The following is a 14,330-nucleotide window of genomic DNA, read 5'->3' as shown; positions in this document are numbered from 1 at the left end:
ATCAAACCGAAACCGCTGACTTCAACTGCTCCTCTGCGACCTCGGATTTCGCCCCTCGCAGGAATGGTGTTCCACGCTCAAGCACCAGGAAATTATCGCCAAGCGAATAGGCGAACTCAAAGTACTGCTCGACCAGAATAATGGCCATCTCGCCCTGATCACGCAGCAAGCGAATGACTTCGCCGATTTGCTTGATGATGTTGGGTTGAATACCCTCGGTCGGCTCGTCCAACAGCAAGAGCTTTGGCTTTGTGATCAACGCGCGCGCAATGGCAAGCTGCTGCTGTTGACCACCAGACAGGTCGCCCCCGCGCCGGGACAAGAACTCTTTGAGGATTGGGAAGAGATCAAAGATATAGTCGGGGATCTTGTTATCGCTGCGGGGCAGGCAGGCAAAGCCGGTTTCCAGGTTTTCACGAACCGTCAAAAACGGGAAAATCTCGCGCCCTTGCGGGACATAAGCCACGCCTTTTCTGGCCAGCTCGAAGGACGTGGCATTGCCAATCTCTTCCCCGTTCAGCACATAGTCGCCACCGCTGCGGGGATGCGTGCCGGATATCGCTTTCAAAAGGCTTGTTTTTCCAACGCCGTTCGTGCCCATCACACAGGTCACCTGACCGTGACGCGCGGTGATGTCGACGCCGTTCAGGATTTGGCTGCCGCCGTAGTGCAGGGTCAGATCGGAGATGTTCAGAAGGTCAGCGGCCAAGATAAACCTCGATTACTTTTTCGTTGCGTGTGACATGGTCCAACGTTCCTTCAGCCAGAACCGATCCCTCGTGCAGCACAGTAACTTTGCAGTTCAGGCGACGGACAAACTCCATATCGTGCTCGACAACGACGACGGCCCGGGTTTTGGCCGCTTCGACAAGAATGTCGGTCGTATGCTTGCGCTCTGCCGGGGTCATCCCGGCCGCAGGCTCATCGACCAGCAGCAATTGCGGGTCCTGAGCCAGCAGCATCCCGATCTCGAGCCATTGCTTTTGCCCGTGGCTGAGTTCACCGGCTTTGCGGTCCAAGGCACTCTGCAATCCGATTTCCTCGGCCAGCGATGCGACTTTCTCATGATCTTCCTGACGCGCCCGAAACCGCAGGACAGCCAACGGTCCGCGTTTGTCTTTCAGAGCGAGCATCAGGTTTTCGCGGACACTTTGATCCTCAAATACGGTCGGGCGTTGGAACTTTCGCCCCACTCCGGCCTGGGCGATCTGACTTTCGCTCATCGACAGCAATGAGACCGACTTTTCACCCCAAAGAACATGACCATCGTCCGGTTTGGTCTTGCCGGTGATGATGTCCATGAATGTCGTCTTTCCCGCCCCGTTCGGGCCGATGACAGCACGCATTTCGGCGGGGCCGATTTGGAACGTCAGGTTGTTAATGGCCTTGAAACCGTCAAATGATACGGAAACGCCGGAGACCTCGAGAAGCGTGCTCATTGATCCGCCTCCTTTTCGCGCAGCGATCCAAAGTCCGGCCCCAGATCGGCCCCATGTCGATCCGGCGCGCGCCGTTCTGTAAGCTTGTCGATCAGTCCCCCTATGCCGCGCGGCGCGAACAGTGTGACCGCGACAAACGAGACCCCAAGCAGGATGGTCCACCAATCGACCCATTGGATGGTATAGAACCCCAGCGAGATGTCGGGGGCTTGCCCGCCCGTAAACCAAGTCGACAGCAGCGAGACAAAAGCTGCGCCAATCACCGCTCCGTACAGACGTCCACGCCCGCCGATTGCCACCCAAACGGCCAGATAGATTGACGCGATGGGCGCAATTTCGGCCGGGTTAATGATGCCCGCCTGTGGATAGTACAAGGCACCCGCGATACCGCAGATCACGGCGGTGAAGGTGAAGATGAAAAGCTTGTAGGCTTCGACCGAATATCCAAGGAACCGAACGCGGCTTTCGTCGTCGCGGATGGCGCGAATGACCGATCCGAATTTGCCGGACACCACCCATGCGCAGACAAGGTACCCAAGTCCAAGCGCCAAGGCGGATGCCCAGAAGAACAGGATCGAAACCGTTGATTGCGGTACCGAGTCCAGCCCCGGCAGGTTCTGCAGCCCCGACAAGCCGTTGTTCCCGCGCAACCCGCTGTCGTTTTGAAACAGGTACAGGGACAGCGCCAGCGTCATCGCCTGCGTCAGGATCGACAGATAAACCCCGGTCACCCGACTGCGGAAAGCCAGCCACCCAAAGACAAGCGCTAGAAGACCGGGCACCAGCACGATGGCGGCCAGTTGCAGCGGCAAGGAATGTGCGAAGGCCCAGATCGGAGGAAACTCGGAAGCGCCGACAACACCGAAAATCTGAGTGGCAATGCCATCCGAGATTTCCTGGGCCGTCGGTGGCAAGGCAGAGGCCGCGAGGCTGTCGACCACGATAATCTCGGTCCGGGCGTACATCAGCCACATGCCGATGGCATATCCGCCAATGCCAAAGAACGCCATGTGCCCCAGTGACAGGATACCCGTGTATCCCCACACCAGATCCATCGCCAGCGCAGCAAGACACAGGCACAGAGTCTTGCCCAATGTTTTGATAAAGCTGGTGGAAATCAGCCCGATGCCAAACCCTTCGCCCAAAACAGTGATGATGGCCGTAAACAGGGATAGGATGATCAAAAAGATCGCGACAGAGGCATAGCGCAGCACCAGCGGCTTGCGTATCGGCTCGGCTGTAGACGTCATATCAACCATATCACGCTTCCGCCGCCCGACCTTTGAGCGCGATGATGCCGCGCGGTCGGAATTGAATGAACAGGATGATGAAAAGGATCATGTAGGTCTGCGCCGCCAGCGTATTGGACGGATTGAACCACTCGATCCCCTTTTGCAGCGTTCCGACCATCGTAGCGCCCAGCAGCGTGCCCCAGATGTTGCCAACGCCGCCGACGACCACCGTCATAAAGCTTTGCACGATGTAGTCAGAGCCCATCTCGGACGTGACTTTGGCGTAAAGCCCGATGGCCACGCCGGCGATACCCGCGATGCCCGAACCCAGACCAAACGTCAGCATGTTGATCCGGTCTGGGTTGATGCCCATCGAGGACGCCATGCGAGGGTTCTGGGTCACGGCCCTCACCTCAAGCCCCAGCCGGGTTCGGTTCATGACAACAAGGAACAGCGCCAGAAACAGCAGCGCCAGAACGAAGATCGCGATGCGGATGTAGCTGATCGACACGATGTCGTTCAGCACCATTGACCCGTCCAACCATGACGGAGCAGTCAAAGGGCGCGCCTGCGTGCCAAAGATGTTCTTGGCCAGTTGCTGCAAGGCAATGGAAACGCCGAAGGTTGCCAGCAACGTCTCTAGCGGGCGGTGATACAGCCAGCGAATGACCAACCGCTCCAGCAGAACACCGGCCCCGAAAGTCACGAGAAACGCGCAGGGAATTGCCACAAGGATCGAAAGCGTAAGGTCAGGAATGAACAGCTGCACCACATAGCCGGTATAGGCACCCATCATGATGAACTCACCATGCGCCATGTTGATCACGCCCATGACCCCGAAGGTGATCGCAAGACCGATCGCCGCGAGGAAATAGATCGACGCCAGGGACAGCGCGTCCAACACCAGATCCGCTGTCTGGTTCAAAGCAACCTGCGTTTCGATGTTGTCCAGAGCCGCCTGCGCAGCAAGAGCGATGGGCAGGGGGGCTGAGACGTAGACCTTGAAAAACCTATGCTTTTGAATAGCTTCGGCAATATCTTCCTGTTTCACCAACGGGGCCGCCAAACCTTGCTGGGCCAACACCTGATACGCGGCCTCTCGGGCGGCGTACTCGTCAAGGCTCGCCACTTGGACACCTGCGACCGTATCGCCGTTTATGTTGGCGATCAGGGTTTGCTTTAACGCTGCGGCATCCACCGGTTCCGGGGCCAAGTCATTTGCGACAAGCAGGCTATAGGCCTGGTCCTGCGTCAGCTCGTCTGACCCGACCTGAATGCCAACCGCACCGTCAGGGATTTCATCTGCGACCTTGATTTCGGATGAAACCAAAGGATTGAGCGTTGCCCTGACATCGACACCCAGATCGCCGGCAAAGCTGTCGATGGCAGCAAGCCTAGCGGCGTCATCCTCATCAAAGCGAATGGTCAACAGGCGCTCCAACCGGTCTTTGCGCACCTTGAGGTCGGCGTCTTGTTCCGTCTCGATAGAACCCCGCAGGGCGGACAAGTGCGACGCTTCGGCGTCTCGCTCAATCGCTGTCAGGGCGGCGTCGCGTGTCTTGGGATTGGGATCATTCAGCTGAAACTGCACCAGTGCAGACGCGATCAACCCGCGAATGCCAGAATTTGGCTTGAGTTGTTTGTATTCCTTTTTCTCGACAATCCCGATCTCGGCCCCATCAGATACATCGAAAATCTGCAACCCACCGTCAGCCTTTGAGGCAAAGACAAAAAGACCGGTTTCTTTGTTGAACCACATGTCCTTGGCTTGCCAACGTTCCAGAACGGTCTGCGCTTCCGGCAGTCCACTTTGCGCCAGCGCGTCAATCGCAGGGCCAATCGTCTTGCGAGAGGATTTCTGGATCACCTCCGCGTGGGACTGCAACACCTGCTGGACCGGGGCGTCTGCGGATTGCGCTTGCAAAAGGGTAGGGGCCACAAGGACCAGCAGGGCAAGCACTGCCCGCCTGAACGGAAGCGTCATTTAGGAAGACCTTTGTATTAAGCCTCGGGGCACAAGTCGCGCGCCCCGAGGAATTCAGGTTAAGACCTTAGTAGTTGGACTTGATCTGTACGCAGCTTTCGGTTTCGGTGTTGTACATACCGCAACCCAGCTCTTTCCAATCCGATACGAGAACGGCGGATTCAGGCAGATAGTCGGTCCAGGCGTCGCCCGGAACTTCTTCGGTCTGGCTGATGATGTCGAACTGACCGTCTTCCTGGATTTCACCGATCAGGACCGGCTTGGCCAGATGGTGGTTGGGCAGCATCACAGCGGTGCCACCTGTCAGGTTCGGGAATTCCTGACCGTACATCGCGATCCGAACGGCATCGACATCGGTGGTGTCGGCCGCGGTCGCCGCGTTCACCCACATGTTGAAGCCGATATAGTGGGCCTCCATCGGGTCGTTGGTTACACGGTCTTCACCCATGCGGGCTTTCCACGCTTCGACCCATGCCTCGTTCGTATCGCTTTCGGCCGACTGGAAGTAGTTCCAGGCCGCCAGATGACCGACGAGGTTGGTGGTATCAAGACCGGCCAGTTCTTCCTCACCGACCGAGAAGGCGACAACCGGAATATCGTCAGCCGAGATACCGGCGGCAGCAAGTTCCTTGTAGAAACCAACGTTTGCGTCGCCATTGATGGTTGAAATCACACCGACTTTCTTGCCATCCGCGCCCAGCGCAACCACGTCGGCCACGATCTTGGACCAGTCCGAATGACCGAACGGCGTGTAGTTGACGAAGATATCCTCTTCCGCGATGCCCTTCTGCTTCAAGTAGCTTTCAAGGATATTGTTCGTGGTCCGCGGATAGACGTAGTCGGTTCCCAGCAGAGCAAATTTCTCAACTTCCAGCTCATCCAAAAAGTAATCCGTGGCCGGGATCGCCTGCTGGTTCGGCGCAGCACCCGTGTAGAACACGTTTCTCGAGCTTTCTTCGCCCTCGTACTGAACCGGATAGAACAGCAGGCCGTTCAGTTCTTCGATCACCGGCAGGACGGATTTGCGGGAAACCGACGTCCAGTTGCCAAAGATCACGTCAACTTCGTGCACGGTCAGCAACTCACGCGCCTTTTCGGCAAACAGCGGCCAATCCGAGGCCGGGTCTACGACGACCGCCTCAAGCTCGCACCCCAGAAGACCACCGGCTTCGTTTTGCTGTTCGACCAGCATTTCCATCGTGTCTTTCAGAGTGGTTTCCGAAATGGCCATGGTGCCGGACAACGAATGAAGGACGCCAACCTTGATTGGGCAATCGGCCAGTGCAGGCAATGAACTGGCCAACAGGACTGCGGCGGTTGTGGTGAGAAGTTTGGTGTGCATCAGCATTTCCTTTTATGCGATGCGCAGCAGGGTTGTTCGGGGCGCCGAAACGTCCCATATACCCCCCACGCATAATTGCGGTGTGCGAGGGCGTCTTCAGGTTCCTAGGCCGGACACCTTCGCACATGTTCCAAGCCGTCTTGCGGCACTCCATAGTGCTAGGACAGTTCTCCGCAGCGCTCAGAGTCTCATGGCACGAGTTCTTGGATTGATTCAGGGTATTGCCTAAATTTGCGGCAGCGCAGCATGTCCCGCTCAATAATGCGGCAGCGCAGCGAAGCGGCTCTTATGCGCCGCCCAGGATCAACAGGTTACACTGATCCAAATACTGCTTGGCGGTACGGCGCGCCGCACTTGCCTTTGTTTTATCCGAACCAAAGGTCGCGGTTTGCAGCAAACGTGCATGCGCGTGTTTGGAATTCACCCTGTGGCTTAAGACAAATTCGGCATTTTCTGCTGTGGTCGTCGCTTCTAGCAAAGACACAAACCCGCCGCGCCGCAGTTCATAGTCCTGAGCTTTTGCATCGTTCAAAAGCCACGCATGTTCCATTTCAGCCGAGAAGCGCCCCGCACAACCTGCAAAGGATTTGACCATATCACCTTCGGCGTAAAGCAATCCGGCAGACATCAGGAAGCACTGAATTGAAAGGACAATTTTTCTTAAAGCGCTCATAATTTGACCATTGCAATTGAAAAAGCGCCCGTCAAGACAGCACTTTTGTAACGCGATCTTGTTGTCTCCAGCCGGCTTGGAGCTGAGCGCCCAAGTTTTTTTGGGTTTCCGTCCTCACTTGCCGCCGGTTGCAAGAATCGCGGTCATGGGTGATCTTTCAAGAAATCGAAGGATCGCAATATGTTTAGATATCTAGTAATTGCCCTCGGTCTTTGCGCATCAACTGCCCTGTTTGCCCAAGAGGCCACAGATGATGCTGCAGCTTCAGAAGAGACGTCCGACCGACTTACCGATGCCGAGCTGCAGACATTGGTCGCCCCAGTGGCACTTTATCCCGACACGCTTTTGATCCAAATACTCGTTGCCGCAACGCAGCCGCTAGAGATTGTGAAGGCCGAGCGGTACCTGTTGGACAATGCCGACCGCGACCCTGTTGAGCTTGAGCCTGAAATCAACGCCATGGGCTGGGACCCTTCGGTCAGCGTTCTGGCAACGGCATTCCCCGAAGTTGTTGGGCAGATGGCCACCCATATCGATTGGACCGAAACTGTGGGCACCGCGATGCTTGCCCAATCCGATGACGTGATGGACGCGGTGCAGGTGATGCGGGATCAGGCGATTGACAGTGGCGCTCTTGTTTCCGGGCCAGAACAAACTGTCGAGGTGTCAGACGACGATACGGTTGTAATCACGCCGACACAGCCTGAAACGGTGTATGTTCCGCAGTATAATCCGGCGACGGTCTATACCGGCCCGTCGACCGGAGACGTTGTGGGCGCGGCTTTGCTGACGTTCGGCACAGTGGCCCTGATCGACGAGATCTTTGATGACGATGATGACTGGTATGGCTATTGGGGTTGCCGAAATTGTGGCGGCTGGGGCGGGGGCCCGATCTACCGAAACCCGGACATCGACATCGACATCGATGGCAACGTCAACATCGGCAACGACATCGATCTGGGCGATCGTACGGATGTTGGCTGGAAGCCCGACCCGGAACGCCAGCAAGAAGCCCGGGATAGAATTGCAGATCATGAAAGAGGCGAAGGCGGGCGCGGTGAGCTGCCGGTCAACCGCCCCGAGGGTCGGACGGATGAACTGCGCGCGAAACTAAGCCGCGAGTCCGGTGCCGCAGATATCACCCGTGATCGCGCTGCCGCGGCAGCCGCAGCTGGCGCAGGGGCGGTTGCTGGCGGTGCTCTGGCGAACCGGGGCGGTGGTGACCGATCCCTTCCGCAAGTGAACCGGGGCAATGTCGACGTGGACAGAGCCGCTGCAAAACAACAGGCGATCGATCGCACCAAACGTACGGACGCAGCGAAAAGGCCGGTTGCGCAAAGACCGCAGACCGGGACCAAGAAGGTCACGACAACTCAGCGCAAGCCCACGGCATCAAAGGGGCAAGCGATGAAGAAAAAGGCGTCTGGAAACCGGGCACATAACGCGTCCAGACGGGGACACGCCGCCAAAGGCACACGGAGACGGTAAGATGCGTAGATCAGTATTCTCAGTTTTGTTGCTGGCCGCGACCACAGGCCCCGCGCTGTCGGAGGGGGCCCGGTTTGACACGCCGCAAACTGCGCTGGATGCCTTTGTCGGTGCGTTGCAAGCCAATGATCAGAGCAAACTGCTCGAGGTTTTTGGTCCCGAGGCCGAAGACCTGATTGGCACCGGTGATCCGGCAGAAGACCAGGCAAGGCGGCAAGACGTGCTTAGCATGTATGGCGAAGGGTATCGCTTTCAGCCCGAAGATGATGGCGTTGTTCTTCTGCTTGGTGAAGACGGCTGGCCTTTCCCGATACCGATATTACGATCAGAAGACGGGTGGCGCTTCGATATTGAAGCCGGGATCGAAGAGCTTTCGGCCCGCGAAATCGGATTGAATGAGTTGGAGGTGATTGATCTGCTTGAGGCCTATGTTGACCTGCAAGCGGCATTTCGTCTTGTGGATCACAATGGCGATGGCGTCATGGAGTTCGCCCGAACGATCATCTCGGATCCCGGAGAGCGCGACGGGCTTTTCTGGCCGGACGAGGACAGCTTTGTCGGTGCGGCACTCGCCCGAGCGGCCGCAACCGGGTGGAGCGATGGTGAGGCCGACTATGAAGCCGAACCCTTCCTGGGATACTACTACACGATCCTGCAGGGGCAGGGGCCGAATGCGCCCGGCGGAGAATACTCCTATTTTGTCGGGGACCATTTCGTCTCGGGTCATGCCTTGTTGGCAGTACCGTCCGACTACGGCGAAACCGGGGTTCATTCCTTTTTGGTTGGAGAGAACGGTATCGTCTACGAGGCGGATTTTGGCCCGGAAACCCTGGAACGTACCAGTGAAATTTCTGCCTATGATCCGGGCCCAGATTGGTCACCCGTCGAGTAGCTTTGGAGACTTGAAAACCCCGCCCGGCCATTTGTGTTGTCGTGTCTCAGCAAAAGCAGAAGGGCAGGACGTTCCCATTTGTCGATGACTTCGCAGAAGGGGTGCTTTTTGATCCCACCTATGCAAAAGCACGACATGAATGGGAAAGGCAGCAAGCGGTTTTGGGCTGCAATTTGTCCCTTCTTCCAAGGAACTGGCGAGGGGTTCGAGGTGCCTGTGTCGAGATCAACAAAATCATACGGTTGCAGCGCCCCTCTCCATCTGAACTGTCTGGGACTGACTGAATGCAGAGGTCGGCATCAGAAGGTCACATATGGTTCTCATTTGCAGCTGGAACGCATTGCGGTACCCGATAACCTCGACACTCTGTATTGGTCCGCCTTTGCGCTGCAAAATTTGCAGGTGCTGCGTTCGCTTCATTGAAGGTATCTGTCGCGTAAAGTGTCCAAGTCCTCGTTCGTAAGACCAAGGCCTTGGCGAAGGTAGCCATCGACCGAACCATAACTCTCTTCAACGCTAGTGTAGAACTCATCGAGGTAAGACTCTCGCACCCCCAGCGAAGGCCAAACAGCTTCTGCGGTCATACTTGTACCATGAACCGCATTGACTTCCGCCGCGATCTGCTCAGCCTTTTGGTCAGCATCCTTCAGTATGTTGCTCATCATGAAATCCGCTTGAATGTCCTTTTGGGAGACGCCAAGTGCGGTCAGGATCAAAGCTGTCGCGACTCCGGTGCGGTCTTTCCCGCCCGAGCAGTGAAAAAGAACCGCCTCGCCTTCCGGCTGACCAAGCAAGACGTCGAACAGATCACGAAATTCGTCCGTGTAGTCTGTTGCGATATAGCCGAAGGCGCCTGCGAACAAAGCGTCTGTTTCCTCAGCCTTCGCTGTACCTGACTTGATGCTGGCGCGCATGTCGTCAATCATCTGGCTTTCATTTTCCATCACCGGGAAGTTATGCCGCGCGGGTCCCTGACCGTCGGGCCACTGCGCGGGATGGGCTGTCGCCTCGGCTGTGGTTCTCAAATCGACAATTACGCTGACGCCCATGTCGTCCAGGCGCTGCATGCCGCCGTTGCTGATCTCGTCTATCTCGCCGGACCTGATGAGCTGCTTCGCGCGAACAGTCCGGCCGTCTTCAGTTTTCAAGCCGCCGAGGTCTCGGGTGTTGAGGACACCTTCAAGGGGCACAGCCCGCTCCTCAGCCGCGATGCCGGGACACACGCCAACCATCAAAAGAAGGAGGGGAGTACCAATTGATCTAAGCAGGTTCATTTCTTTCACCTTTCTTGTGGCGGATTTCGGCCTGAAATTTGCGGCACGTCCCAAACCCGGTGACCCACGCCAAATTGCGGAGTTCAAAACCCGAACCTTCGTTCAATGAGCGGTCCCTGAAGGGTTAGATCGGATAGCACCCAAGGGTTGCCGATGGTCAGAAGCGGGTTTTCAATCAAGACGTCGTTAAGATGAAACCTCAGTGCATCGCGTTTTTTTGTTCGTGAGGAAGGCGCGCAGACAGGGCCCGCGCGCCATTCAGGCTTTACTCTTGCCAGCTTGTGAAGACCTGCCGGGCCTCTTCACTTTCGGGTCGTAGGTTCTCGATGCCGCCGTAGGGGATGTCTTTACCGATTTCCGAGTTTGGATATTTGGCAATCATCTTCTGATGGCGCTTGATCATGTCCTGAAACGAGGCTCCGGCCCATAGAGAGTACCCAATCAATGGATGCTGCTCGCGCGGGTCGCGATAGATGTTGTAAGTGGGCGCCGCCGCTCCGGGTGCACCCGGCGCAGGCAGGTGCATCTTGAATTCCTGTTTAACGACCGAGCGCAGAACCGGGCCCTCATACACATAAACATAGTCGCGTCGTCCGTTGCCCTCTCCTTCCAGTAACAGTGCCGTTTGGTCGATTCCATCGATCACCCGATCACGTGGGATAAAGTCTGTGGCGCCGGCAATACGCGCGATTGTGGTGTAGATATCCGAGACGTGGAAAATGTCACCGGCGGCACTGTCGGCTTCAATCACGCCGGGCCAGCGAATGAACGCATCGGTGCGCACGCCCCCTTCGAGGTGTTGGGTTTTGCCGCCCCGATAAATCAGTTGATTCAGCCCGGATGTCCCCTCGTAATGGTACATCAACCCATTATCGGCCATGATCATGACGATGGTATTGTCGGCCTCGCCGGTGTCTTCCAGTGCAGCCAAGACTTCGCCGATCCAACCGTCCAGAAGCTGCAATTTGTCAGCGTGGAACCCGCCATTCCGTGACAGCGCCTGATCGGGATAGGCAAAGTTCAACGGATAAAGCGGCCAGTACTGCAGGAAGAACGGCTCATCCAATGCTGCAACGCGCTCAAGCTGTTCAATTGCCTGCGCCTGATAGCGCTCGTTCATCTCTTCGTATTTGGCTTGTGTCCATTCTTCGCCCGCGGCCATTTCGACCTCGCGCGCTGGCCCACCTGCTTCGGCTTCAACACCTGTTACCAATCCATAGGGCTTGAACCGTTCATCCAGCAAAAGCGCGTTGTTCTGTCCCGACGCGTGGTATCCCAGCATGTTGTTCGCCTGCATCGCCTCGCGGGTCATCAGGCTCAGCTGTACCTGTTGATGCAGCGGGAACGCCGCCCAGTCGAAGCCCTGATTGTGCGGGTAGGCCTCTTCGATATCGCCCTGGTGCCATTTGCCGACGTGTGAGGTGTTATAGCCTGCCTGTTTCAGGATCTCTGGCAGAGTCACTTCGTCGGCAGGCAGTCCTTCGCCCACCAAAGCAACTTTTACCTCTTCCACGCCAGCCCTGATTGGATGCCGACCCGTAAGCATGGCCGTGCGCGTGGGTGTGCAAGAGGGTTCGGTGTACATACGCATCAACGACAGACCTTCGCTGGCAAAGTCATTGATGTTCGGGGTTTCAATGCCCATCACATAGTTGAGCTTGCGCTCTCCCATCTGGCCAAAGCTGATGTCATCGATCAGGATGTACAGGAAATTAGGGGGTTTGCCGCCGTTGGCTTCCCGTATTTCGGTCAACCTCGCTTCAATTTCGACATCCTGCGCGTCCCATTGCTCGCCAAATTGGGCGCGCAAGAACTCGAACTCACCGTCATGCACAATTGCGTCTTGTTGTGCGACCGCAGACGTGGTGCCGAGCAGAGCAAGCAAACAGGCTGCAGCCCCAGTCTTACAAATAACACTAGTCACTCTTCTTTCCCCCTTTTGTGTCCGTAAAGTTCATCGCCTGAACAATCAGTTCGTGGCATTTTGCTGAAATCGATTGATCTGACTGATGTGCCAGTTCAGAAAGTCGTTGGTGTTCTGGTGGCGTCAGGAACGTAACCACGCGCTCTGATCGAGCATCGGCCTCTGGGAGCCGCGGTCGGCCCATAGTGGCAAGGTTTGGAGTTTTTGCTGACACTTGACTCCCTGCGGTTCGAATTCGCTACATTACCGGTAAAGTGTCAGGCTCTGGGAATGGACCACATCAAGAATTCGCCAAATTTGCAAAAGGCTGACCCCGCCATAGCGGATGGGGTGATGCCTGCAGTCGTGCTGAATTTCGACCATCCCAATATGATCGGGGAATTTACGCCTTGGGAGATTGATTTTCGACAGCTCGATCCGGGTCGATTGTCGACGAGAATAACAGTGCGCTCGGGGCACTCGGTGTCCGCCTTAAACATCGCAATGAACCAACGTGTTCACCAACGTGGTGTTTCGCCAAAGGGCTGGGTGACGTTCGGGATCCCGTCAAATGGTGCAGTCGACAAGTGGCAAGCAAGGGACGTAACCGAAAACGCATTTCTGTCCTTCGGGGACCGCGATGGGTTTGATGGTATTTCGACGGCTGGTTTTACCGGTAACGTCATTTCGTTTGAAACCGATCGATTGGAGAAGTTGGCCGAAACCTGTGGGTTTCATCTGGACCACGACAATCCGGACGCACACAAGCTGAGGTCCAAATCAGGTTTGGCCAGCATGGCGCAATTAGAGCAGCGCGTATCCGAGCTGCTGACCAGTGCTGATGCGCAGTGGTCTGAGGAAGCAGAGGAAACTCTGATGCTTGAAGCGCTGAGTATTCTGACAGACGACGAAGTGCATTTTGACAGAAGTCAGGCGGATACCAGACGGCGTGCCCTTGATCGTGCAATGGACCTCATGGCTGCCAATCTGGAAGATCCGGTTTCGATAGAAGAGATTTGTAAAGAAAGTGGCGCATCTTGGCGAACCCTGGATCGCGCGTTCAAAGAACACTTCGGGCATGGCCCAAAGTCGTATTACATGCGACTTCGATTAAGCCGCGTCCGAGAGGACCTTCTTGCAGGTTCATTCAGTGGAACAATAAACGACGCTGCCAACCGTCATGGATTTTGGCATATGGGTCAGTTCGCAAGGGACTACAGGCTGTTTTTTCGTGAGTTGCCGTCTGAAACAAGGGGTTGGTAGACATATCCCCCAAATTTCTACTTCACGAATTGTAGCAGCTTCATCTGCTGGCTGGTTTTGTCGCAATCTGGCTCACGTAAGACATATACCCAAAAAAGGTCTTTTCCGCGACCCGACGTCTTGCCTCTGTCTTCAATGCCTCTGCTGTTTCAGGAAACAACAGGCGCTCTTCGACCATGCGGTCCGCGCCCCGGTCAATGACGGTCAGGAAGTAGGTCGCTTCTCCTTCGGCAACGTATCCGTGCCCTCTGCGCGCCCCAAGCTGAAAGCCAGTCTTGGCAAGCATGCCAGAGATTTGTCGCATGATCCAAAGGTTGGTGACGTTTTGATTGATCATGAACCGGATGAGTTGATCCAGCGGGTCGAAATCTGCAATCTGCGCCGTCGCGGTATCGTAGTCGCCGTCACAGATCGCCAACACACCACCCGGCTTCAGGATGCGGAAGGCCTCGTGAACAACGTCTTCGGGGCCAGGCACATGGCACAGCAAAGTGTGCATCAAAACAAGATCGAATGAGGCGTCTTCAAAACCAGTATTCTTGGCATCGCCGATCTCAAAACTAAGCCGCGCTTCACTTCCAAAGCTCTTTTTGGCCCGTTCTACCATTACTGGTGAAGGCTCGACTCCGTGTGCGGTTTCGGCACCAGCAAGGTCCAACAGGTCTTTGGTGACGTGGCCTGTGCCGGACCCAAGTTCCAATGCGCTTGCATTGCTGGGCAGCTTCAAGTTACTCAAGTAGGCCTTGCGAATTTCGACCTGTGCAGGCTCAAGGCAGCGGGCTTCCATCGCTGCCGCAATCCTTTCTTGAAGCGCGGAATCCTGTGCTCCTAGATTAGAAT

12 protein-coding genes are annotated in these 14,330 nt (G+C 56.3%); 3 read left to right on the top strand and 9 right to left on the bottom strand.

From position 1 onward, the window contains the following. Window position 1: 1 nt before the first annotated feature. The 6 genes from urtE to J7416_RS14155 form a co-directional block, all read right to left on the bottom strand. Window positions 2-709 (bottom strand): urea ABC transporter ATP-binding subunit UrtE, encoded by a 708-nt coding sequence (gene urtE / locus J7416_RS14180; RefSeq protein ID WP_209225611.1) that lies wholly within the window; start codon window positions 707-709, stop codon window positions 2-4. Beyond that, window positions 699-1,439 (bottom strand): urea ABC transporter ATP-binding protein UrtD, encoded by a 741-nt coding sequence (gene urtD, locus J7416_RS14175; RefSeq protein ID WP_209225610.1) that lies wholly within the window; start codon window positions 1,437-1,439, stop codon window positions 699-701. The genes urtE and urtD overlap by 11 nt, the downstream gene beginning before the upstream one ends. Beyond that, entirely contained in the window at window positions 1,436-2,668 is a 1,233-nt protein-coding gene (gene urtC, locus J7416_RS14170; protein ID WP_209225813.1) for an urea ABC transporter permease subunit UrtC, read from the bottom strand. Before urtC ends, urtD begins: the two co-directional genes overlap by 4 nt. A 31-nt stretch (window positions 2,669-2,699) precedes the next feature. Beyond that, window positions 2,700-4,655, bottom strand: a complete 1,956-nt coding sequence (urtB, locus tag J7416_RS14165; RefSeq protein WP_209225608.1) for an urea ABC transporter permease subunit UrtB — start codon at window positions 4,653-4,655, stop codon at window positions 2,700-2,702. A gap of 67 nt (window positions 4,656-4,722) precedes the next feature. Then, complete coding sequence (gene urtA, locus J7416_RS14160; protein ID WP_209225606.1) at window positions 4,723-5,997, bottom strand: urea ABC transporter substrate-binding protein; 1,275 nt, start codon at window positions 5,995-5,997, stop codon at window positions 4,723-4,725. A 286-nt stretch (window positions 5,998-6,283) separates the two neighbouring features. After that, window positions 6,284-6,625 (bottom strand): hypothetical protein, encoded by a 342-nt coding sequence (locus tag J7416_RS14155; protein WP_209225604.1) that lies wholly within the window; start codon window positions 6,623-6,625, stop codon window positions 6,284-6,286. Between the two features lie 225 nt (window positions 6,626-6,850). On the opposite strand from J7416_RS14155, the gene J7416_RS14150 reads away from it, so the two are divergent. Both J7416_RS14150 and J7416_RS14145 read left to right on the top strand, forming a co-directional pair. Further along, on the top strand, window positions 6,851-8,158 hold the full coding sequence (locus J7416_RS14150; RefSeq protein WP_209225602.1) for a DUF3300 domain-containing protein: 1,308 nt from the start codon (window positions 6,851-6,853) through the stop codon (window positions 8,156-8,158). Between the two features lies 1 nt (window position 8,159). Beyond that, window positions 8,160-9,050, top strand: coding sequence for a DUF2950 family protein (locus J7416_RS14145; RefSeq protein WP_209225600.1), 891 nt, complete (start codon window positions 8,160-8,162; stop codon window positions 9,048-9,050). 416 nt (window positions 9,051-9,466) lie between these two features. Here the strand turns inward: J7416_RS14145 and J7416_RS14140 are convergent, their stop codons facing one another. Next, a complete protein-coding gene (locus J7416_RS14140) occupies window positions 9,467-10,324 on the bottom strand; it encodes a tyrosine-protein phosphatase (RefSeq protein WP_209225598.1) in 858 nt (285 codons plus the stop codon). Between the two features lie 265 nt (window positions 10,325-10,589). Continuing rightward, window positions 10,590-12,248, bottom strand: coding sequence for a sulfatase-like hydrolase/transferase (locus J7416_RS14135; RefSeq protein WP_348540274.1), 1,659 nt, complete (start codon window positions 12,246-12,248; stop codon window positions 10,590-10,592). A 270-nt stretch (window positions 12,249-12,518) separates the two neighbouring features. Between J7416_RS14135 and J7416_RS14130 the strand changes: the two genes are divergently transcribed. Beyond that, window positions 12,519-13,490: a helix-turn-helix domain-containing protein gene (locus tag J7416_RS14130; RefSeq protein ID WP_209225597.1), complete on the top strand. Its 972-nt coding sequence runs from the start codon at window positions 12,519-12,521 to the stop codon at window positions 13,488-13,490. A 40-nt stretch (window positions 13,491-13,530) separates the two neighbouring features. On the opposite strand, the gene J7416_RS14125 is transcribed toward J7416_RS14130, so the two are convergent. After that, window positions 13,531-14,277 carry a methyltransferase domain-containing protein gene (locus J7416_RS14125; protein WP_209225595.1) on the bottom strand — a complete coding sequence of 249 codons (747 nt, stop codon included), beginning with the start codon at window positions 14,275-14,277 and terminating at the stop codon, window positions 13,531-13,533. Window positions 14,278-14,330 lie beyond the last annotated feature (53 nt).

This window comes from Ruegeria sp. R14_0, assembly GCF_017743975.1.
Lineage (GTDB): Bacteria > Pseudomonadota > Alphaproteobacteria > Rhodobacterales > Rhodobacteraceae > Ruegeria.
The sequence above is the reverse complement of the archived record's forward strand: the minus strand, read 5'-3'. Positions and strand labels throughout refer to the sequence as shown.

Excerpts from the sequence above, each read along its gene's own strand:
- J7416_RS14125 (WP_209225595.1), bottom strand. The coding sequence starts at position 14,277 with ATGGAAGCCCGCTGCCTTGAGCCTGCACAGGTCGAAATTCGCAAGGCC.
- J7416_RS14155 (WP_209225604.1), bottom strand. The coding sequence starts at position 6,625 with ATGTCTGCCGGATTGCTTTACGCCGAAGGTGATATGGTCAAATCCTTT.
- J7416_RS14150 (WP_209225602.1), top strand. The coding sequence starts at position 6,851 with ATGTTTAGATATCTAGTAATTGCCCTCGGTCTTTGCGCATCAACTGCC.
- J7416_RS14140 (WP_209225598.1), bottom strand. The coding sequence starts at position 10,324 with ATGAACCTGCTTAGATCAATTGGTACTCCCCTCCTTCTTTTGATGGTT.
- urtA (WP_209225606.1), bottom strand. The coding sequence starts at position 5,997 with ATGCACACCAAACTTCTCACCACAACCGCCGCAGTCCTGTTGGCCAGT.
- urtB (WP_209225608.1), bottom strand. The coding sequence starts at position 4,655 with ATGACGCTTCCGTTCAGGCGGGCAGTGCTTGCCCTGCTGGTCCTTGTG.
- J7416_RS14130 (WP_209225597.1), top strand. The coding sequence starts at position 12,519 with ATGGACCACATCAAGAATTCGCCAAATTTGCAAAAGGCTGACCCCGCC.
- J7416_RS14145 (WP_209225600.1), top strand. The coding sequence starts at position 8,160 with ATGCGTAGATCAGTATTCTCAGTTTTGTTGCTGGCCGCGACCACAGGC.
- urtD (WP_209225610.1), bottom strand. The coding sequence starts at position 1,439 with ATGAGCACGCTTCTCGAGGTCTCCGGCGTTTCCGTATCATTTGACGGT.